This is a genomic window from Paenibacillus favisporus, from assembly GCF_040545415.1.
Taxonomy (GTDB): Bacteria; Bacillota; Bacilli; order Paenibacillales; family Paenibacillaceae; genus Paenibacillus_AQ; species Paenibacillus_AQ favisporus.
Genome location: NZ_JBEPLV010000003.1, coordinates 997,411 through 1,018,085, shown reverse-complemented (window position 1 = coordinate 1,018,085; position 20,675 = coordinate 997,411). Strand labels below are relative to the sequence as shown.

Annotated in this window: 18 protein-coding genes; 4 read left to right on the top strand and 14 right to left on the bottom strand. The window is 51.2% G+C overall.

Annotation, left to right across the window (positions count from 1 at the left end; all coding sequences use genetic code 11):
- The first annotated feature begins 236 nt into the window (after positions 1-236).
- Complete coding sequence (locus ABID47_RS17700; protein ID WP_354498648.1) at positions 237-2,669, top strand: S-layer homology domain-containing protein; 2,433 nt, start codon at positions 237-239, stop codon at positions 2,667-2,669.
- 173 nt (positions 2,670-2,842) lie between these two features.
- Here ABID47_RS17700 and ABID47_RS17695 read toward each other — a convergent pair whose 3' ends face one another.
- From ABID47_RS17695 to ABID47_RS17685, 3 genes are all read right to left on the bottom strand, one after another.
- A complete protein-coding gene (locus ABID47_RS17695; protein WP_354498645.1) occupies positions 2,843-3,565 on the bottom strand; it encodes a GNAT family N-acetyltransferase in 723 nt (240 codons plus the stop codon).
- Positions 3,566-3,598: 33 nt separating this feature from the next.
- Positions 3,599-5,362, bottom strand: a complete 1,764-nt coding sequence (dhaK, locus tag ABID47_RS17690) for a dihydroxyacetone kinase subunit DhaK (RefSeq protein ID WP_354498643.1) — start codon at positions 5,360-5,362, stop codon at positions 3,599-3,601.
- A 363-nt stretch (positions 5,363-5,725) separates the two neighbouring features.
- The gene (locus ABID47_RS17685; RefSeq protein WP_354498641.1) at positions 5,726-6,151 is read right to left on the bottom strand and encodes a nuclear transport factor 2 family protein; all 426 of its coding nucleotides are present in this window, start codon (positions 6,149-6,151) and stop codon (positions 5,726-5,728) included.
- 256 nt (positions 6,152-6,407) lie between these two features.
- Between ABID47_RS17685 and ABID47_RS17680 the strand changes: the two genes are divergently transcribed.
- Positions 6,408-7,265 carry an SPL family radical SAM protein gene (locus ABID47_RS17680; protein WP_354498639.1) on the top strand — a complete coding sequence of 286 codons (858 nt, stop codon included), beginning with the start codon at positions 6,408-6,410 and terminating at the stop codon, positions 7,263-7,265.
- A gap of 122 nt (positions 7,266-7,387) precedes the next feature.
- On the opposite strand, the gene ABID47_RS17675 is transcribed toward ABID47_RS17680, so the two are convergent.
- The 5 genes from ABID47_RS17675 to ABID47_RS17655 form a co-directional block, all read right to left on the bottom strand.
- On the bottom strand, positions 7,388-8,251 hold the full coding sequence (locus ABID47_RS17675) for an SDR family oxidoreductase (RefSeq protein ID WP_354498637.1): 864 nt from the start codon (positions 8,249-8,251) through the stop codon (positions 7,388-7,390).
- Between the two features lie 241 nt (positions 8,252-8,492).
- Positions 8,493-9,974, bottom strand: a complete 1,482-nt coding sequence (locus tag ABID47_RS17670) for an S-layer homology domain-containing protein (protein ID WP_354498635.1) — start codon at positions 9,972-9,974, stop codon at positions 8,493-8,495.
- A gap of 132 nt (positions 9,975-10,106) precedes the next feature.
- Entirely contained in the window at positions 10,107-10,802 is a 696-nt protein-coding gene (locus ABID47_RS17665) for a response regulator transcription factor (RefSeq protein ID WP_354498633.1), read from the bottom strand.
- Positions 10,777-12,279 (bottom strand): sensor histidine kinase, encoded by a 1,503-nt coding sequence (locus tag ABID47_RS17660; RefSeq protein WP_354498631.1) that lies wholly within the window; start codon positions 12,277-12,279, stop codon positions 10,777-10,779. Before ABID47_RS17660 ends, ABID47_RS17665 begins: the two co-directional genes overlap by 26 nt.
- A gap of 107 nt (positions 12,280-12,386) precedes the next feature.
- A complete protein-coding gene (locus ABID47_RS17655) occupies positions 12,387-12,977 on the bottom strand; it encodes an ankyrin repeat domain-containing protein (protein ID WP_354498629.1) in 591 nt (196 codons plus the stop codon).
- Positions 12,978-13,296: 319 nt separating this feature from the next.
- On the opposite strand from ABID47_RS17655, the gene ABID47_RS17650 reads away from it, so the two are divergent.
- A complete protein-coding gene (locus ABID47_RS17650) occupies positions 13,297-13,491 on the top strand; it encodes a hypothetical protein (protein ID WP_105443075.1) in 195 nt (64 codons plus the stop codon).
- Positions 13,492-13,570: 79 nt separating this feature from the next.
- Here ABID47_RS17650 and ABID47_RS17645 read toward each other — a convergent pair whose 3' ends face one another.
- Positions 13,571-14,434: a LysR family transcriptional regulator gene (locus ABID47_RS17645; RefSeq protein ID WP_354498627.1), complete on the bottom strand. Its 864-nt coding sequence runs from the start codon at positions 14,432-14,434 to the stop codon at positions 13,571-13,573.
- A 143-nt stretch (positions 14,435-14,577) separates the two neighbouring features.
- Between ABID47_RS17645 and ABID47_RS17640 the strand changes: the two genes are divergently transcribed.
- A complete protein-coding gene (locus tag ABID47_RS17640) occupies positions 14,578-15,792 on the top strand; it encodes an MFS transporter (protein ID WP_354498625.1) in 1,215 nt (404 codons plus the stop codon).
- 13 nt (positions 15,793-15,805) lie between these two features.
- On the opposite strand, the gene ABID47_RS17635 is transcribed toward ABID47_RS17640, so the two are convergent.
- The 5 genes from ABID47_RS17635 to ABID47_RS17615 form a co-directional block, all read right to left on the bottom strand.
- Positions 15,806-16,189 carry a YciI family protein gene (locus tag ABID47_RS17635; protein ID WP_354498623.1) on the bottom strand — a complete coding sequence of 128 codons (384 nt, stop codon included), beginning with the start codon at positions 16,187-16,189 and terminating at the stop codon, positions 15,806-15,808.
- A gap of 107 nt (positions 16,190-16,296) precedes the next feature.
- Positions 16,297-17,385, bottom strand: coding sequence for a GerAB/ArcD/ProY family transporter (locus tag ABID47_RS17630; RefSeq protein ID WP_354498621.1), 1,089 nt, complete (start codon positions 17,383-17,385; stop codon positions 16,297-16,299).
- A gap of 15 nt (positions 17,386-17,400) precedes the next feature.
- On the bottom strand, positions 17,401-17,634 hold the full coding sequence (locus ABID47_RS17625; RefSeq protein WP_354498619.1) for a hypothetical protein: 234 nt from the start codon (positions 17,632-17,634) through the stop codon (positions 17,401-17,403).
- A gap of 10 nt (positions 17,635-17,644) precedes the next feature.
- The gene (locus tag ABID47_RS17620) at positions 17,645-18,817 is read right to left on the bottom strand and encodes a Ger(x)C family spore germination protein (RefSeq protein ID WP_354498617.1); all 1,173 of its coding nucleotides are present in this window, start codon (positions 18,815-18,817) and stop codon (positions 17,645-17,647) included.
- On the bottom strand, positions 18,814-20,316 hold the full coding sequence (locus ABID47_RS17615) for a spore germination protein (RefSeq protein ID WP_354498615.1): 1,503 nt from the start codon (positions 20,314-20,316) through the stop codon (positions 18,814-18,816). The genes ABID47_RS17620 and ABID47_RS17615 overlap by 4 nt, the downstream gene beginning before the upstream one ends.
- Positions 20,317-20,675: the final 359 nt, after the last annotated feature.

The window sequence follows — 20,675 nt, the reverse complement described above, 5'->3', positions numbered from 1 at the left end:
CATACGTCTAGCTGAATTTATAGATTTGTTATCTGTAGTTGCTGTGAGTGTGCGAGCCCTATTTTTTTCGAACTATACTCTCCAGCTTTGCGAATTCCGATATATTCTATAGCTAAATAGAATGAACTATCGAAATGAAGTTTACTGGCGGCTAACTGAAGGCGCTATGCTCAGCTTTAGTTCAATCTATATAGAAACAGCACGACTTATTTCATGACGCAAATAGGAGGAATTTTATGAACAACCGCTCGAAGTACGCGGCAATCATTACCCTGATCTGGGCATTTCAAATGGTAACCTCTTCGGTTCTCCCCGAATCCGCATCCGCTGCGGACGACCCTCTACCTGCTTCAATCGTCAGCGAAGGAAGTACGGCGGATAATTCATCAACAGATACCAGCCTGAGTACGAATGCCAGCTCACAGCTGCAGATTGCCACCAGTGACGGAACAACAAGCTTTAGAGCAGGGAATAATACAACAGCCACTCCTGTCACCGTGGATTCGAATATTTCCATCAACGATCCTGACAGTTTCACTTTAGTTTCGGCTACAGTTCAAATTTCGAGCGGTTTTCAACCCGGAGAAGATTTACTTCAGTTTGTGAATACCAGCTCGGACGTATTTGGGGATATTACTGCAAGTTATGATTCAGAGACCGGGATACTGACCCTGACATCTGTGAGTCATACCGCGACTGTCGATCAATGGATTCATGCTCTCCAGGCGGTAACATACTCGAATACGGCCATCACCCCCAATACGGCGAATCGCATCATCACGTTTATGGTGAATGACGGTACCGTTTCAAGCAATCCCGCAGACAAAATGATGACGGTGACAGCGGTCAACCAGACGCCGATTTTGACAACCACGAGCGGCACCTCTACCTTCAAAGGGATCCCCGTTGCCATCGATTCCGGACTTACCCTTTCAGACTTGGATAACAAAACGATGTCAGCGGCCACTGTCACGATTTCGGGAAACTTTTTTTCAAATCAGGATATCCTTGCCTTTATAAACGACGGCTCGATCATGGGTAACATTACAGGGAGCTATAATGCAGGGACAGGGACATTAACTCTGACGTCATCCGGAGCATCGGCCACGATTGCCCAGTGGCAGCAAGCGCTGCGAGAAGTGACCTATGTTAATACATCTAAAAATCCGAATACCGCTGCGATAAGAACCATCACGTTCAGTGTGAGCGACGGAATCGCAATCAGCAACCCCGCCACCAAGACGGTAAAGGTATCCATTCCGGGAGCTAACCAGCCGCCCGTTCTGACAACAAGCGCCGGTTCGACCTCGTATACCGCCTGGGCCATACCCGTCGATCCCCTACTATCTGTCACCGATCCCGATGATCAGACTTTGGCTTCCGGCAGCGTGTCTATCGTCAGCCCGTATCATGCCGGTAAGGAAGAGCTCCAGTTCACCAACGATGGAGCGACGATGGGCAACATCAGCGGCCGCTTCGATCCCGTTTCTGGTATGTTGACCCTGACATCAGAAAATGGAACAGCCACTGTTTCTGAGTGGGAGTCAGCTTTTAGAAGCGTAACTTACATCAGCTCTGAAAATGCATCGGAGCCAACAGATCGAATCATCCGCTTTGTGGTAAGCGACGGCAACGACGAAAGCATTCAAGCCGTTAAAGGATTAACGGTTCAGGGCCTTACACGCTTGAGCGTCAGTGCAAGCAGCTTACATGTGGAGGTTGGCCAGAGTTCATCGGTCTTGTTGAAAGCTCTGTATTCGAATCAGACTGAAATCGACGTTACGAAGTCAGCAGTATGGAGCACCGCTGATCCAGCGGTTGCCGAGGTTACCAACGGCGAGATAACCGGTAAGAGTGCGGGCATGACTGTGATCACGGCAGTCTATGGGGGCAAGAGCGAATCACTAAATCTAAAGGTCGCAGCCAAGCCGGTCGTTTCTAACCCTTCTCAACCGACAGATACACCATCTACACCAAGTCCGGCCACTGTACCGACGCCTACACCGGCTCCAACTCCTACGCCAATACCGGAAATGCCGGAACCTTCGTTCCGGAAGTTTATCCGGGCAGAGGATATTGCTGCTTCCTTCCGCCACGCCTTGGCGATGAACCATCCGGAGAGATTCGCCGATACATACACGCATTGGGCGGCGAAAGACATCGCGGTGGCTTCCCGGCTTGGATTGGTCAACGGATATGGTGACGGAAGCTTCAAGCCGGACCTTCCGATAAGCCGGGCGGAAATTAGTGAACTGCTTGTCAGAGCTTTCGCGCTTCGGCAAGGGAATGAGGTCGTTACCTTCAAAGATATGCATGATCATTGGGCAGCTGAGTCCATAGGCATTCTGGCTTCGAATGGAATTGTCAAGGGCAATGCAAGCGGGCTTTTCCAAGCCGAGCGCAGCCTGACCCGGGCCGAAATGGCTCAAATGATGGCCAATCTGGCGGATTTATCTGAACTGGCCACCGGTGAAGCGCGCCATTTTACAGATATTACCGATTCATATTGGGCTAAGGATATCATCGGGCAAGCCGCAGCATCCGGGCTTCTCGAAGGCAGAGATGAGTCCCGTTTTGCCCCAAATGAACCCGTGACCCGGGCCGAAGCCGTCACGATGATTCTTCGGCTGTTAGGAACCGATCTGGAGCTCCGTTCGCTGCTGGAGTAAAACTCCAAATAACAGATACATGCTGCCTGCAAACATGATTGCCGGCTAGCCAATAAATGTCTCTATAATCTAAGAGCGTGTTTGGAACAAGTCCAAACACGCTCTTTTCAGTTACTCAATACACTGGAAATTCCACAATCGTGTCCGCGAATCAAACGTCCTAATCACATTTATTAATAAATCGAAAAATTCACGCCATAGAAAAAAAGTCCCATTTTCCTCGCGACGCGCTGCGAAGATAGATTATCCGATGAGGTGCTGTATAACGGAATACAGCCGAGCTCCCGGACGGCTTCAGCCCATCCCGCCGTCGCTGCAGCCGCGTATCCCCTGCCCCGGAACTCTTCCAACGTTTCCAGCCCGGCTTCATGCGCCTTCGCACCGATGCGGACGCTGCGGCACACGGAGACGGCTCGGCCCTCCTGAACCACCGCAACGCAGGGCTGCGCATAGCTGATGTCGTCAGCGAGCCATTCGAATCCATCCCGCGTAAGCTGCCTTACATTTTCCGGCGTGATTCGCTGCACATCTACGGATGGCTCTCTCGTTTCATTTTCAATAGAAAAGCAAGGCCCCATCGTCATTTTTTTACCTTGCAGCAGGTTCCAATAATCCTTCTCATGCTTCGGCCTATCCTGAAAGTCAACGACCACAGCCTCTTCGGCACACCAGCTCTCCAGCTGTTTCACCAGTTGGTCAGGAACGTCGTGACGGAAACGCCAAACGTTCCCTCCCTCCGTGGTTCTTCCCAGGAACAATCGCGGAGCCGGGTCTGAACCAGGCCAAGGTTCATTGACCAGATGCAGGCGTCCGCTGCGGTCATGGGTAAACATAGCCTCCGCATGATGTTCCATTAGATCCCGGGCGGAAGGTTTGTGAAAATGGTCATTATTCAAAATTTCATGCCCCCTTTGTGCGTTCATAGAATCTCACTGATCCGATGGTTTAAGGGAATGCGCGAGTTCGGTAAATATCACGCCCAATGCGTAGGCTCCCGCATCCGGGTAACCGATGCTCCGGTCACCAACCGTTCCGGCTCTCCCCATCCGGGCCGCAATGTGCTCGGTTTGCTTGGCCCCCTCAACGGCAGCCTCTGCCGCGGACAGGCCTGCGCCGATCAGATCAGTGCCCTGCTCAGCCGCCTTCGCCCAGGCTTCGGCATAGGGGACAAGCGCATCGATCAGCGTTTTGTCACCCACGACAGCACCCCGTCCAAAAGAACGCTCACCCGTATCCTGAATTCCCTTCACGGCAGCACTCATCATGCCGGCGATGTCCGTAACGGACAGCTCCCTCCGGTTCCCCACAAATTTGCCTGCCGCCCGGAAGGCCGAACCCCAGATCGGACCGGAGGCACCGCCGCAATGCTCCATAATGATTAGAGAGCAGGCATCAAGAAATCCTCCGATATCTTGCGCCTCGGATGTGAGTTCCTCCCACTCGGATTTGAGCTGCCTAAACCCTTTGGCCACACTCATCCCAAAGTCACCGTCACCGGCATGAGCATCCAGCTCGCAGAACGGAATTTCGTTTTCGATAATGACGCCGCTCATTCGATCAACCAGATAAACCAGGTTTTCCAATGTAAGCTTATTGTTGTGTATGACTCCATGCGCTTCATCGGCAGCGGCGCCGAAGGATGGCGAGTGTCGGACGGTCCCTTCATCAGGTATGTACTGTACCGGCTCGAATGGTCCGCGGACGGTCAGCGCCGGCGTCTCGCACTCCTCGCTGAGCAGCTGCTTCAGCTTGGGATTCAGCTTCATGATCGACAGCGACGCGCCTGCCATATCAATGCTTGTCATATAGTTGCCCACGAAAACTTTACACACAGTGACGTTCCGTGCGGCAAGCTCACGTATGACCGCATGGTTCAGCAGGTACAGCTCCTGCAGCGGCGTTCCGCCGAATCCGTTTACCAGGACGGCCACCTCCGCGGGTGCACTGTCGCTGATACCCAAGCTTTCCAGCAGCTCGGCAACCATTCGGGAAGCCAGTTCGTCAGCCGTGATCAGCTTCTCCCGCCGGATGCCGGGCTCGCCGTGGATGCCGACGCCGTATTCCATTTCCTGATCACCGATCTCAAACGTCGGACTGCCTTTGGCCGGCACCGTACAGGACGTGAGCGCAAACCCGATGCTTTTCACGTTATCGACTGCATTCTGGGCGGCCTGCTTGACTTCTTCCAGCGGTAAGCCTGCTTCCGCTGCGGCTCCTGCGATTTTATGTACGAGCACCGTTCCGGCAACGCCTCTTTTGCCTACGGTATACAAGCTGTCTTCAACGGCGATATCGTCATCCACCTTCACGTAGTCGACTTGAATTCCGTCTTCGGCAGCGAGGTGGGCCGCATTTTTAAAGTTCATGATGTCGCCGCTATAGTTTTTAATAATCAGCAGCGTCCCCTTCTTGCTCGCAGAAGAGCGGATTGCCTGGTACACCTGAATCTGGGACGGGGAAGCAAACACGTCGCCGCAGACGGCCACATCCAGCATGCCTTTGCCGACGAAACCCGCATGTGCCGGTTCGTGGCCGCTGCCGCCGCCGCTGATCAGCGTCACCTTGCCCTGCTGGATCACTTTTTTCTTGATGATGTTGTATTTACGGACAAACTCAAGCTCAGGGTGGGCCAATACGAGACCGCTGCACATTTCCGCAACGAGCGTCTCCGGTCTGTTCATGATTTTCTTCATGAGATCGCATCCTTTCTTAAAACACTCCAACACTCTATAACCATTATACCGTTGCTGACACCGATTTTAATGGATACGACGAACGATTTCATCAGCCTCCCCCGATTATCCTGCTTCTTCAACATGAATTGCCGCAGCCGAATACCTGTAATAAATGCAAAAAAGCCCGGCGCATGCCGGACTTTTCAAAACATATTAGAGCTTTTTCGTTACACGCCTTCAGACGCTATCCGGATCGCCCGGTTCATCAAGGCCGGCATAGCCGATCTGTGATTCTCACCAGGGAATTCCTCTTATCGGGTCATGAGGCCATGCGAGGTGTAATGCGACAGACGTCGGCCATTCCGATCAGGGATTCAGCTCTCAGTAGTTTTTCAGCGGCATCCCGACAAATTCATGGAAGGACCTGATCCGTTCGTCTTCAAATTCAAACACGACGGTAAGTACATTGTGATAAGGTTGGTTACTGAGCAGACCTTCTGCTCGAAAAACGACCACTCCGTACTGAGAATCAAAGAGCTGAAACTGCGGGGTTAACGCTACTTGCAGCACTTCCTTTTCAAATTGGACCAACTCGATGAACCGCTGCCTTCCGAACTGCGGCTCTTTCCATTCGTCGTACGGCAAGGGTACGGAAAAACGGAAATCGTCTGTCACAAGCGCGAGAAAATTCGCCGTTTCACCGTATTCAAATGCGGTTCGAAACGCTTCAAATGCCCTTCCGCAGGTCGTGTTGGCATCCCAAGCAGCTGTAATGGGCTTCCCGAAATCAATATCCATTCTCATCATTATTTCTCCTTATTGACCGTATTATCGTCTCGTCGAATCAAATGAGAAGACACGCTCAGGATACGAAATAAACAAGACAGATGATGGCTTATTTACCGAAAAAGATGAATTAGATGTAAAATCATTTGCGAATGCGACTTCACCTGCTTTATATGGCTATAATGATAATTACGTAATATTTATTATGTTAACCATAACGAGTTCTCTCCCTAAACCTCCGCCACATCGGTTACAATATGGGAAAGGAGCTGTGGATATGAACATCGAAACGAAGGAAATCACGGCCAAAACCATCCTCACTGAAGTAAAAGGATACTTGGATGTGGGGTTCACCCACTCGTTAAATTCATACAGCGGCTGTGCCTTTGCCTGCAAATACTGTTATGTAAGGGAAATGCCTATCCAGAAATTTAAAGACATGCCCTGGGGAACCTGGCTGGAGGTCAAAACGAACGCGGCTGAAAATTACCGCAAGGAGATATTAAAGCTGCGGAAGAAAAACAAACCGGTTCATATTTTTATGTCATCCGCCACCGATCCTTATCAGCCTAAAGAACGCAAAGCGGGCATAACCCGGGGAATTCTCGAGGAAATGATCAGCAATCCGCCGGATTCGCTGCAAATTCAAACGCGCGGACCGCTCATCACACGGGACATTGACTTGTTGACTCAGCTTAAGGACAAATGCGAACTGCTGGTATCGATGACCGTGGAGACCGACCGGGAGGATATGAAGCGGGTCTTTGCTCCGCAGGCACCTGGTATACGCCTCCGTCTTCGTGCCTTACAGGAAATTCGTGAAGCAGGAATCCGAACGCAGGCTTCCATCTCGCCGGTACTGCCGTTCACACCTGATTTCCCCAAGACTTTAAGCGGAATTGCAGATTACGTATGGATCGATACACTACTGATAGGAGACGGTATGCTTGGTAAACGTTCAGCCAGACTGGGTATGCCAGCACTTTTTGAGGAGCACGGATTAACCCCTTGGTACGACAGAGATATCCATCTTCGGGTATTGAAGTACTTCAAAAAACACTTTCCCGCAGACCGGATTCGCGTTTCCAAAGAGGAAGCTTTCCCGATGAAACAGACGGAAACTAAGAGAGATTAATACGAGTTAGACCACCAGATTTCACAGCAGAAAAAAAACTGCAGACCGGGTCATAAAAGACCTGTTGGTTCTGCAGCTTTCTTCTTGCCATATCAAGATCTAGGCTAACGATCGATGCTCACTTATTTAAGCCCGCCTACAATTTGATCCAGTGCTTTTGCTATAGGCGTTAAAGGTCGTCCAAGCAGCTTCTCAAAATCCTGGCTTTCGATCTCAAGCTGCCCCTCACGGATCCCCTGCTGAATGCCTACAACGATCGGAAGGGCAAACTCCGGAACTCCTGCTTGTTTCATGATGTCAGCATATTGTTCGTCGTCGACCTGCTGGAGCGGTACCTCTTTACCCAGCACATCGCCCAGCGCAGTCACCAGTTCCGCTTGTGTCAGCGGTTTGCCAGACAGCTCGTACATGGTGTTCTCATGACCTTCCCCCGCTAAAACAGCTGCAGCCACTTCGGCATACTCCTTTTGAAGCGCCCAGCCAACCTTGCCGGATCCTGCGGACGTCACCCATGGTGCTCCAGCTAGAACCCCTTGAATGCTCGGAATCTCATTCTCCAGGTACCAGTTGTTCCGCAGGAACGAATACGGAATACCCGTCTTCAAAATCGCTTGCTCTGCTGCTTGATGAGGTGGCGCAAGAAACAGCTTGCTCTCAGCTGCATTTCCCAAGCTCGTGTAGGCGATGAAACCAACTTTGGCTCGTGCGGCAGCTTCCACCGCATTCGTATGCTGCCGAATCCGGGTTTCGTTGTCTCCATCCGCGGAAATGATCAGCAGCCGGTCAATCCCGGCAAAGGCCTTATCCAACGTTTCAGGCACGTCAAAATCACCATGGCGGACGTCAACGCCCCGGGCCCGAAGATCTTCAGCCTTGTCCGGGTTGCGCACGCTGACCGCCAATTGACTGGCAGGGACAGTCCGCAAAAGGGTCTCCACTACTTTTCTGCCCAGCTTCCCTGTGGCTCCGGTAACTAATAATTTCATCCTGATTCCTCCATTGTAACGTTATGATCTTATTGTCACATGATGATCTTAATTGTAACCATGTTAGTAACAAATCAATTATGTAACTATTATAGTTACAGGATTATCATGTGTCAACTGACTAACCATTGCACATTATATAATCCTCAGATAACGATGATCCTATTTAACTTAAGCGTTAAAGAAAAGTAAAAAGCTGCCGGACATCCGGCAGCCGAAACAAGCAAAAGGAGTATAAGATTTAATTCGCTGTCAATGGAGTCCGGGAAGAACCGGCCCATTCCCCCACCGGCGTGACGGTGTAGGTCGTGCCTTTCACAAGTTTGCTGTCTGGTGCAAGATCGAAGATACCCACGGCCCCTTTGCGGCTGGAGTATTTATAGGCGGCGGTCAGCTTATGCCCTTCCGCATCCGTCAGCTCGACACGGCGGCCCGAGAACAGCTCGTCTCCCGGGTCTTCCGACAGCGTAACCGTAATGGAAGTCTCGCTCACGGCTTCGGCACCGACGATGTCAAGCGGCGCGATGCTCTGCGCTACGAAAGACGGGCGTCCAATCTGCGCCCAATCTGAAGTCACGGTATAGGTGACGCCCGGAGTCAGGGTTTTGCCCTCAGGCAGGCGGAATTTCGGTTCCTGTCTGCCATCGGTCGACTGCGTGAACGGTACATATTTAGCTACCATCGGTTGTCCGCCCTCCGGCGTGATCGTTACCTCCCTGGCTTGTCCGGAGGAAATGATCTGATAGGTTTGGCCATTGGCGCGGTTGTTTTCGTCCAGGACGAAGGCATCCGCTCCCCGGCCGGCACTGTACGCGGAAATGACATATCCGTAGTCAACCACGCCGTTCGCCTGCAGGGATTCCAGCTCAAACGTATCATTCGTTACCTGTCTGGCCTCGGTCATGTTCAGCTTGTCCGCATTCCCGGTAAAAGTACCAGCGTTTGCTCCTCTGTAGGTCAGGGAGTATTGGACACCCGGCTGCTGAACGGAGGTTGGTACAATATAAGTAGCGATGGAACCCGTTTTCAGCCGCGGAAGATTGGTTAACGTAAGACCGTCGGTGAAGGCGAAGTCTTCTTTTGCTTTCGCAAATGCCTCGTTGTCTGCCGTCAAAGGCGCATCAAACGTCACGATCAGCGTAATCGCATTCAAGGAACGGATGCTGGTGATTTTGGCTTTGTCCGACGGGATCGCCCGCTGCGCCATATTCAGTAAATACGCAGTTTCTCCGCGAGTGACCGGACCGCTGCTTGGGTCAAGGCTTTCAGCCCAGTATTCCACGGATTTCGCATCCCTCTTAAGTGCTTTGGTTACAATCTGTACGAGTTCCGTTTTCGTTACGGTTCCGTGGGGCTCAAAACGGCCATCGTTTGCCATCATGATCCCTTGTGCTGCCACTTCAGCGGCATATTTCGAAAACCACGCCTGCGGATTGACATCCGTGAATCCCTGCTGTGCCTGATCCGCGCCCTGCAGATTAAACGTCAGGGCAAGCAATTTGGCCAGCTCCGCACGTGTGACTGGCTGTTCTACGGCGAGTGAACCGTCCACGTACCCCTGCATAATATGAAGCTGCGATAACTGACGGACTGCTTGGCTGATATCTCCATCTCCCAGCGCCCTTGAATCGTCTGCGGCATGCACGGCTCCGATAGGCAAGACGGCTGTTCCCAAAGCAGCGGCCAGCATCAGGCCGGCCAGTTTGTTAGCATGTTTATTCATCGATGGTTCCTCCTTCAATCCCTTAGATGGATTGGTGTTTGTCATGTCTCTATCGTAAACGAGACAGATAAACGGCCAAGAAACCCGGCATAAACAAAATCGAAACTTTATATTAACAATTTATTAAATCGGTTACACGGTGAACCGGTATCCCGCACCCCATACCGTTTCGATATACTGCGGGTTGGACGGATCGACCTCCATCTTCTCCCGCAGTCTCCGTACGTGTACGGTGACGGTCGCGATATCCCCGTTCGAGTCCATGCCCCAAATCCGTTCAAACAGCTCGCTTTTGCTGAATACCCGGTTCGGATGGCTGGCCAAAAATTCGAGCAGGCTGAATTCACGGGAAGTAAATATAACCTCCTTATTGCGGATGTATACCCGGCGTGCCGCCTGGTCAATAACGAGGCCGCGGATATGGATTTCGGTTTTGTGGGGCGCTTCATGCCTGCTCATGAGCCGTTCATACCGGGCCAAATGCGCCTTTGCCCTGGCTACCAGCTCGCTCGGGCTGAACGGCTTCGTAATATAATCGTCGGCTCCCAGGTTAAACGCCCGGATCTTATCGATTTCTTCATTTTTGGCGGAGACGATCAGGATCGGTACTTCCTTCGCCTGCCTGATCCTGCTGCACAATTCAAAACCGTTCAATCCCGGCAGCTGCAGGTCGACAATGATAAGATGGTAATCCGTTTCAAGAGCAAGCTGCAGCCCTTCGTCTCCATGATGGCACAAATCCACATGAAATCCGTTCAATTCAAAATAATCCCGTTCCAACTGCGCGATAGTCGTCTCGTCTTCAATAATCAGAATGCTGCCGGCCATCTCTGCCTTCCCCTCCTTCGTATGTGGTACGCCGCAGCGTGAAGAACACGCGTGTACCAACACCTACCTCGCTTTCCACCCAGATCCTGCCCCCGTGCCCCTCAATGATCTGGCTGGCTATGGCCAGTCCCAGACCGCTGCCTCCGGTTGAAGAATTCCGCGAAGCTTCGGCGCGGTAGAATCGTTCGAAAATATGCGGCAGCGCTTCTTGCGGAATCCCCGTCCCATTATCCCGAATTTCGACGGTTACCCATTCCCGTCCGGGATGAACGGAAATATGAATGTTCTTATGTTCTTTATCCATGTAGTTCTGAGCGTTCCCGATCATATTAAGCACGGTACGCTTTATTTTTTCGAGGTCGGCAAATACGTTGAACGGCGGAATTGGCCGATGAGCCCATCCGATGACCACTCCCTTCTCTTCCAGAACGTATCGCTGCTCCTCAATGCAGTCGTCCAGAAAGTGAACGATATCGACCGCCACAAGCGTGAACGGCACCTGTTTCAGATCCAGCTTGGAGTACAGGAACAGCTCATCTACAAGCTTGTCCAGGTCAACGGCTTTGGAATAAATGATGTTGACGTACTTGTTCATTTTCTCGGGCGTATCTGCCACTCCATCTCGAATGCCTTCAATATAGCCTTTGATATTGGTGATCGGTGTCCGCAGGTCATGGGAAATGTTCGAGATGAGCTCCTTCCGGTTCGCCTCATCCTCCAGCCGCAGCTGAACCGACTCCTGAAGCCTTTTCCGCATGTTTTCAAAAGCTGCATTCAGCTGTCCGATTTCGTCCTGTGTGCTCGGTTCAAGCGAAAACTGCAGATTGCCCCGCTGAATGTGCTCTGCCGAGTGACGTAGCCGGTCCAACGGCTTAACAACGCTGCGCGTAATCCAGCGGAAAAGCAGCGCATTGAATATCACGATGATGCCTGCCAAACTAATGACGAATGCCGGGAGAAGCTTTCTCGTGACTTCGCCGAACGGACTCCGCTCGCGGATGACAAACACACTGCCTTTCTGGCCGCCCGAGTACTGGAAGTCGTATTTGGCGTACGCATAAAAACGCTCACCGATATTAAACGTACTGCGAATTTGGTTGTTGTTGAGGTCATAAGGCGGCAGATGCCGTTCCAGCTCCGGCTGGTTGAACGTATACGACTGGTAGATGCGTCCGCTCTCACGGCGTACATACAGCCCGGCTCTGACCGTTTTGAGCTTGAAATCGAAATCCTTCAGCAGCTGCTGATCCTGCAATCGATCCGGCTCATTTTTGGCAAGATACTTCAATTCCAAAAAAATGGATTCTTCTTGTTCGGTCAGCGGATTGAGCTGATAGTGGACTTTGTAAAAATCGCGCAGGCTGTGCACGTCGCCCGTCGCCGCGATCGTAAACAGGCTCGCCGTCATGGCGAAGACCAACAGGCTGATGAGCAGCATGCCGGTATAGGATAATAAAAGCTTGATGCGGATGGACACTTGCTCACCTCCGTCTTTGATAGGTACAGAAAAAGCGAACGGTCCTGACCGTTCGCTTTTTAGCGCATGGATTAGCACATGCTTTATTTTTGCGGATATGCTGATCGTTACGAACCTGCTCGTTCCAGTATTGCGGCGATTTCGTGATAACCTTTGCTTTGGGCGTGCTGCAGCGGAGTGATGCCTTCCGCATCCGCGATCTCCCTATCCGCGCCATGATCGACCAGCAGCCGGACGATTTGCTGATGCTTCTCCCCGCCGTCTCCCAATATGACCGCTTCCAGCAAAGCAGTCCAGTGCAGGCGGTTGATATGATTGACATCGATATCGGTGCGGGTCAACAGCTCCCGGACCACTTCGACATGGCCCCGTTCGGATGCGGGAATCAGCGCCGTCCCGCCATAGCGGTTGGTCAGTTTGGTGTCTGCATCAGCGTCGATCGCCAGTTGGACGATATCCAGCATTCCCTCAGCTCCGGCATACAGAAATACATTGTTGAGCAGATGATCCCTGATGTTGATGTCCGCCCCTTTGCTGATCAGCAGCCGGACCATCTCCGTCTGGTGATGATAGGTCGCAGCCATGACGGCCGTTCTGCCGCGCTCATCCTGCGCGTTAATATCGATTCCGTCCTGAAGCAGGTTCTGTACCGCCTCAAGATCACCTGCTTCCGCCGCTTGTATAAATTGCTGAGTCACCGTTTCCACCCCCGTTGATGACAATTGTTCCTTCGCTTGTTCTCTTGAAGAGCCCGGCATGATGTCGCATGAGCTGAGCCAAAGTATGCAAACGATACACAAAAAGAGACGAATCATAGATCAAATCCCCTTTTTCCTACTCAACGACATGCTAACACGCTCTACTCCATATGCAAAATATTTAAAACCTTTGTTTCGCTTATTTTTTTCATATAACAATTCCTGCGCCACATCGTTATACATACAGGACGCGTAAGTTTGGCAAACATCGAGGCGGGTAATAATAAGAAAGTGAATTTGAATCGAGGAGGCTTTCCCCATGACAACCCAAGATCCGAAAAAGATACTGAAACAAAAGCATGAGCAAGATGAGCAAAAGGCGGAATTCACTGAATTTGCCCGCAGCCAGTCGGGACACACCGAAATGGAAGCCGGCCAGGAATTTGGCCATGACCGGGCGCCCGATGAACAAAACCGCATGAAGTCTGTTGAGAATCGTCAGAGCAGCCGTTAAGGAGTTATCGTCCAGTTTAGTATGCCTTGAATATAGATCAACAAACAAGCCGCACCGGCATCACCGGAAGCGGCTTGTTTCATGATTCTTTCATCATTCGAACAAACTCCATGGACGCTGGTGAAATATCCGCAAATGAGAGCGCGATGATCCCGATCTCCCTGGTGATGACCGGCGTAATGGGCTTTACGATAAGTTCATGGGACACGGAAGACAGCGTAAAATCGAAAACAAGACCGATCCCGAGTCGTCTGCGGACCATCTGGATCAAGGTTTCGGCGGTTTGGACGGTCAAGTTGCTTTCGAGATTAAAATGGTGCTGTTGTATTGCACTGTTCAACGCCGCCTCATGTCCGCCTTTACAATAAATCATGTCCTGCTCATATTTTCCGAGATCCACAATCTCTGTAGTCTGCAGCTCATGATCGACCGGAATGACGGCCACCATGTGATCCTGAACCAGGCTATGATGCTCAAATCCCGCAAACGGAGAAGCGACGAGCCCGATTTCCACGGTACGGTCGGTAACCCATTCCTTGATCTGGTCAGATACCCCCTCACTCAGCTCGATTTGAACTTGTGGGTACTTGGCCCGGAACCTGGAGATGGCCTCCGGGAGCAACAGGGTCGACGCCGCTGGAAACGAGCCGATTTTGACTTTCCCGGTTAACAGCTGGTTTTCCCTGCTGGCCGCCTGGAAAATACGATTTTCAATGGACTGCATCTGCCTGGCCAATATCAGAATCTCCCTGCCGACATCGGTCAGAATGATCCCCTTCTGCTTATCCCTCACAAACAGCCTCACCTTCAGCGCATCTTCCAGCTGTTTAATCGTTTTGCTCACAGCCGGTTGGGAAATATACAACGCTTTCGCCGCTTCGGTAATGTTCATTTTCTCGGCGGCTGCCACAAAGACATTCAGATGGTTCAAGTTTAAATTCATCGCTCTTCAACATAACCTTATGGTTATATCTCCTATTACAAATGTGTATTTCAGTTATGAACTATTATAACGTATTCTAAATGCATGACAACACGGATGCCCTACACACATTCAAAGAGTTGGTTGAATAGGAGGAGATTACCTTGATCGATCATGCAAAAAACGCGGAAATTCCTCAGGCATCGGAGGATTCCCGCGTATCAACACGCCGCATCTGGACTACTGCCTGGATCGTAACAGCCGTATTTATGCTGTCCAATTCAGCAACACCGTTGTATGTGGAGTGGCAGACGGCGATGGGATTTTCGAATGGAACGTTGACGGTTATTTTTGCCGCTTATATTCTGGGCCTGCTCGGCACTCTGCTCGCAGCCGGCCAATTATCGGACCGCTTCGGACGCAAGGCCGTACTGTATCCGGGTCTATTAGCAGCGGTGGCGGCTTGTGTGCTGTTTGCTTCGGCCGATTCGGTCGGCATGCTGCTGGCGGCGCGGTTGCTGACAGGCATAGCCGTCGGCGTCATCGTCTCCGCAGGCATGGCTGCTGTAGTGGACTCCGGCGGACATAGTAAAAAACAGCTGGCATCCCTTGCCGCCTCCGTGGCCATGGTCCTTGGAGCCGGGCTAGGACCTTTGCTGGCCGGAATGATGGCCCAATTTCTTGCGCATCATGTTGTCACGGTGTTTTCCACTCAATTGATCATTTTGGCAACAGCCTTCATGGTGGCAGCCCGCCTCCCCTCCCGGCAGCATTCTGCACGCGAAGGATGGAAACTGCGCTTCCCAACAGTTCCTAAGCAAAATCGCCTGCATTTAGCTTTAGGAATATCCGCGTTTGCTCCAGGCATTACCTCGACTTCCTTTGTGCTGTCGCTGGGTCCGTCGCTGCTGTCCAAACTGCTTCATGTGACCAGTCCCTTGGTAGCTGGAGGAACGGCCTGTATTATGTTCTTGGCGGCGACGGGAATACAATTCGCTGTCAAAAGGCTGCCAGTTCGCAGCCTGTTTCTCCTTGGAAGCGCGGCAACCCTTTTGTCCATGATATGCCTGGTTGCTGCTGTCCTTGATTCGGCACCCGTGTTGCTGGTCATAGCCGCTGTATTCGCCGGCGCAGGACAGGGATTAGGGCAGCTCGGAGGCCTGACGCTGATCAGCCTGCATGTTCCCGCACACCGCCGCGCCGAAGCCAACGCGGTACTGAATATCGGAGGTTATGTACCTGCCGCACTGCTGCCGATCGGAACAGGATTTGTGATCGATATGACCAGCATCTCCCTGGGTGCCTCGCTGTTTGCAGCGGTTTTGGCGGCGGTTTCGGTCGCGGGCGCCGTTTTTGTAAGAGTGAAGTTAAACAAATAAATGAAATCGAAAGTTACCCCTCTGGTCTGAACAATTCAAAATGATGAACCGGGCGAATTTCGATGCGCCAGCCAAACGATTCGCCCGCGCTCACCTGAACGGCCGGATGAAGAGATGCCACACGGACTGCATCTTCAAGATCCTCAGCTTCGATCAGAAACGCGCTGCCAATCAGCTCCTTTGATTCGGTAAATGGGCCATCCATCATTCTCAGCTTTCCGTTCTTGCGCTGCAGGGTCGTCGCGGCATTGTCCAGGCCGGCGTCGAGAAGCACCTTCCCGCTTTGATACAACTGTTCAAGATGGGGCTTGCACTCCTGCATCACTCCGTCGATTTCCTCCTGGGGTCTGGCATCCATCAGATCCGGCTTCAGGTAACCCAAACACAAATATTTCATGACTTCATCTCCTCATTGTCATATACAGCATTATAACGCTGCCTATATAAGACGACGAGAGAGATATTCCCGTATCGACATCTTTTTACGAAGGGCTGTAGAAAAATTTACTTTCGAGCTCCGCTTCGGCGAATAAGGCTGACCAAGAGTAAAAGGATCGGCAGCAGCAGCAAAGCGATGATGGAACTGCCCGTTCCCCCAGTGGGAAAATAATGAAGCATTTGCTGAAAATTTTTGGCCACCCAGATGCTGAACACACCGATCAGCAGCCCAACCGGAAATACCAGTGGACGGAAATCCGTTATCTTTAACCATTGTGCAGTTCCCAGAGCAAGCGTGTAATACCACATCGAAATTTGCGCAAAGCCCCCGAGGATCCACAGCGCCATCACGATGGCTTCCACATGCGAAAAGAAATCAGCGATATTCACAAAGCGCGAAGCAGACAGGAACGGGAAGGTGAGATTGGCAGTCGATTCCCCAAACAAAAACAAACAAGTAAAATTCGTGATGACCATCGTGATCATCATTAGAAATACGGCGAACAGCCCACCCTTTAGGCCGTTGTCTCCTTTTTGGACGGACGGGTAGACCGATGAAATAAAGATGAATTCCATAAACCAAACCGAAGGCTCTAAAGAACCTTTGAGCGAAGGCTTGATTCCGGTCCCCAGAATGGGGAGCATGTTGGAAAAGCGATATTCCGGTAGAAGAAACAGAAAAATCGCCAGGACAAAGCACAAAAAAATCGGACCGAAAATTTGCGCGAATCGTCCAATCACTTCCACACCGGACCGGACGGCAAATGAACATGTCAATACAATACACCCGATAATCATGACCAGCGGAGTTTTAGGCAGAAACGCCTGTACGATGAATTCGGCATATTCCCGGGTAATCAAGCCGATCGCGTCGATTTGGAATAAGAGGACGACCATGCCCAGAATGCTTCCGGCCCACTTCCCAAAAAGGCGCTGCGCCTGCTCGATCATCGTAAGCCCCGGATTTCTCCGATACAGCAGCCAAGCGACAGTCACGCTGAAGAAACCGAAGACAGAGCCGATGATCGGCGAAATCCACATATCCTGCTTGGCATACATCGCTGTAAAAGAAGGCACGACGAGTATGGAGGTCCCGCCGATCATCAGGTACATCATCAAACACAGTTGGAGATTCGAAACTTTCTCTTTATCCATTCCGCCGTCCCCCTCTTAGCCTTCGGGATAAAAGATAACCCAGATCGGCTTGGTCACTTGATTGATCCATTCGGTCGGACCGGGCAAGCCGGGAGCAAATAACAGCATGACTGCTACTCCCCACCCGGCGAAGGTAATGACGGCAATGGCTGCCCGTTCCTTTTTCTTCTTGGGCTCCACACTCGAAAAATCATATATAAACACGGCCACAAAGAGCAGCGTAATGCCGAGCAGTTTGAGAACAATCATCGCTTATCCCTCATTTAAAGGTTTTACCGGAAAAACCAGGCGAAATAATATGTACACCGGAATGGGCGTAAACGCTGATTTCCGGGAATATTTCATCCCATCGGGCCTGTTCCTTGGTCCAACGTGTAGGATACTTATGCCAAAACGCATCGGCCGTCCCGAAAACATCGGCGCCAGTCTCATCCTGGATCTGCCGAAACGTCTCTTTTACCTTGGACTCGATTTCCTTGTTCAGCTGCTGTTCCAACCGGGGCATTTCTTGGGGCAGCATCACATTGACATGGGTTTCATTCTGAAGCACACTTGCTTCACCTTCAATCCGGATCATGACACTCCATTGATTTCTGCGAATCAACGGAATTAGCTTCGTATGGCATTTGATCAGCCGGACGGACATGACGCCCCCATCTTCTCCCTTACTCTCCTGTACAGGAAATGTTACCGTCGTTGATTCCAGCTCGTTGCGGATGATCTGAACGTATCGTTTGACTTCTCCTTGATATTGACCCTCCATTTTCCCCTTCATTAAAACCGCCGCCCCATTAATGTACGGGTAAGCATTGCTTTGTCCAGATTCCTCCTTTTTCTCGATGAGAGGAACGATAATTGCCTTCGACCGCCCTGCCAGCATCCCTCCCAAATCTTTAAGCGTAACTCCCATGCCTCCGGCTAGAACGGTCAATTCGCGAAGGGTTTCCGCGCTGTCCCGCTCCATGCGCGTGTTTATGCTCAAAATGCTCTTAGCCCTTCCTTTGCTGATAAAAAAATAAGCATGCTCCCTCGGCTGGGGATGGCGAAAGAGAAAATCGACCTGATCCATGATCCCCCTCTTGGCGAGCTCCTCCCCCACGATAAATACTTCGCTGTGGCCCCAAAAGACTTTGCGGGGCATTTCCTCCTGCAGCCGCTGGGCCGCATCCGCCAAATCCGTCCCGACTGCACTTTTCACGATAACCATGTCTCCTTCGTTTCCACTGCTCGTCATCTCGCCGCCGCTGCTCGTGCTGGTCTGGTTGGGCGTGTAGACTTGAACGGACAGCTCTACTTTCCCGTTTGGCGCAGTATCCATCCCAGCTCCCATAATTAAAGCCAGATCATTCACCTCGGTGCGGTCCCAGCACCCTGTAACGAGCGGGATGATCGTAAACAGAAGAAATGCAGCGGCAAGTCTTGCGCTTTTCACCTTCTTCGGCCTCCCCTTCCGGGTCCCGGACGCTGATTGGTACCTTGTCGATACCTGTTCCAAACGCCGATTCGCGGCCTTGTATTCATTTTCCAAGTTGGGACGCGGATCAGAATATCCTTCAGCTGACTCAGATTGCTGACCGTTGACAACGTAACATAAGGAACGCCAAAAGAACGAAGTGCGAACAGATGGGTCAAAATTAAGGTGATCCCCATCATCAGGCCGAAAAAACCCAGAAACCCTGCCAGCAGCATCATCGGAAAACGAAGCAGCCGGATCGTTATGCCAAAGGCAAAATGGGGGATCAGAAATGAGGCGATCCCAGTGATCGCAACGACCATGACCATCGGCGAAGAGACGAGACCGGCCGCTATGGCCGCCTGACCGATGACCAACGCTCCGACGATACTGACTGCAGCACCAATCTGTTTGGGAAGTCGAACACCGGCTTCCCTTAAAGCTTCGAACGTAATTTCCATCAGCAGCGCTTCAACTAGAGCCGGGAAAGGTATTTGCTCCCTAGATTTGGTCATATTAAGCAGCAGCGTCGTTGGAATCATTTCCTGATGATAGGTAACGATAGCGACATAGAATGAGGGCCCGATGAGAGCAATAAACGCGAAAAAATATCGCAGCCAACGGATGGCTGTGCCGATGTAATAACGCTGGTAATGATCTTCCGGCGATTGCAGAAAGGTAAAAATCGTTGCTGGAGCAATCAAGGCAATGGGAGTTCCTTCTACGAGTATGGCCGCTCTGCCCTCAAGCAGATTGGCTGCCACCACATCCGGCCGCTCTGTCGTCTGTAATTGCGGAAAAGGCGAATATGGATTATCCTCGATAAGCTCTTCAATCATCCCGCTTTCCAAGATCCCGTCGATGTTGATGCGGGAAAGACGGCTTTCGATTTCAGTGACCAGCGAGGAATCTATGATACCGCTGACGAAAGCGACGACGACTTCGGTCTGGGAAAAACGTCCGATCCGGATCGACTTCATCTTCAAATCAGGCGACTTCAGCTTGCGGCGGATCATGGACACATTGACCATCAGCGTTTCGATAAACCCTTCACGTGGGCCTCTGACGACGGATTCCGCCTCGGGTTCCGTGATCGAGCGCTGCTCCCATTTTGACAGGTACAGAGAGATAGCCCTTTCTTCCCCATCCATTAGCAGGACGACATTGCCGTCACCAATCTCCATCACCGCCTGATCCATCGTTTGGATCATGGTATAGGAGGACACCGGCAAGCACTTGCAAAAATCCCCTAAGGTGATGCCCCCGTCTTCTGACAATTGTTTCAGAGTGGGTTCGAGAATGTAACGGTTAATCATGTCGCTGTCGGTCAAACCCATAAAGTAGACGATCACCGCAGGAGTTTGGCCGCAGCTGAAATCGTGGAACACGACATCAAAGCAATCCGCATACCGCTCTTTCAGATGAGAGATATTTTCTTGTAAGCGAGCTGAGAAGATCACATCTTCATTGGTTTGCATGTCCACACCCCCAACCGGCAAAAGTCCATACTGGTGGCAAAATATAATTTTTTTAGTATCGCAATATAAATTTCCTTAGGAGTTACTTCGATACAGTTTTAGTTAGATATAAGAATGTGTAGGCATCAGAGACTCGGCATCCTTATATCGCACTAAAAACTTCCGCTAAACGCGGTCTGGCTTCTTAGATGGTACATCAATATACATTTTTAGTTAGATATAAGAATGTGTAGGCATCAGAGACTTGCATCCTTATATCGCACTAAAAACTTCCTCTAAACGCGGTCTGGCTACTTTGAAATTTCATCGATACAGTTTTAGTTAGATATAAGAACAGTGTTGGCTTCGTTGGATCGACT

Excerpts from the sequence above, each read along its gene's own strand:
- ABID47_RS17700 (WP_354498648.1), top strand. The coding sequence starts at position 237 with ATGAACAACCGCTCGAAGTACGCGGCAATCATTACCCTGATCTGGGCA.
- dhaK (WP_354498643.1), bottom strand. The coding sequence starts at position 5,362 with ATGAAGAAAATCATGAACAGACCGGAGACGCTCGTTGCGGAAATGTGC.
- ABID47_RS17685 (WP_354498641.1), bottom strand. The coding sequence starts at position 6,151 with ATGATGAGAATGGATATTGATTTCGGGAAGCCCATTACAGCTGCTTGG.
- ABID47_RS17680 (WP_354498639.1), top strand. The coding sequence starts at position 6,408 with ATGAACATCGAAACGAAGGAAATCACGGCCAAAACCATCCTCACTGAA.
- ABID47_RS17675 (WP_354498637.1), bottom strand. The coding sequence starts at position 8,251 with ATGAAATTATTAGTTACCGGAGCCACAGGGAAGCTGGGCAGAAAAGTA.
- ABID47_RS17670 (WP_354498635.1), bottom strand. The coding sequence starts at position 9,974 with ATGAATAAACATGCTAACAAACTGGCCGGCCTGATGCTGGCCGCTGCT.
- ABID47_RS17665 (WP_354498633.1), bottom strand. The coding sequence starts at position 10,802 with ATGGCCGGCAGCATTCTGATTATTGAAGACGAGACGACTATCGCGCAG.
- ABID47_RS17650 (WP_105443075.1), top strand. The coding sequence starts at position 13,297 with ATGACAACCCAAGATCCGAAAAAGATACTGAAACAAAAGCATGAGCAA.
- ABID47_RS17645 (WP_354498627.1), bottom strand. The coding sequence starts at position 14,434 with ATGAATTTAAACTTGAACCATCTGAATGTCTTTGTGGCAGCCGCCGAG.
- ABID47_RS17635 (WP_354498623.1), bottom strand. The coding sequence starts at position 16,189 with ATGAAATATTTGTGTTTGGGTTACCTGAAGCCGGATCTGATGGATGCC.
- ABID47_RS17630 (WP_354498621.1), bottom strand. The coding sequence starts at position 17,385 with ATGGATAAAGAGAAAGTTTCGAATCTCCAACTGTGTTTGATGATGTAC.
- ABID47_RS17625 (WP_354498619.1), bottom strand. The coding sequence starts at position 17,634 with ATGATTGTTCTCAAACTGCTCGGCATTACGCTGCTCTTTGTGGCCGTG.
- ABID47_RS17615 (WP_354498615.1), bottom strand. The coding sequence starts at position 20,316 with ATGCAAACCAATGAAGATGTGATCTTCTCAGCTCGCTTACAAGAAAAT.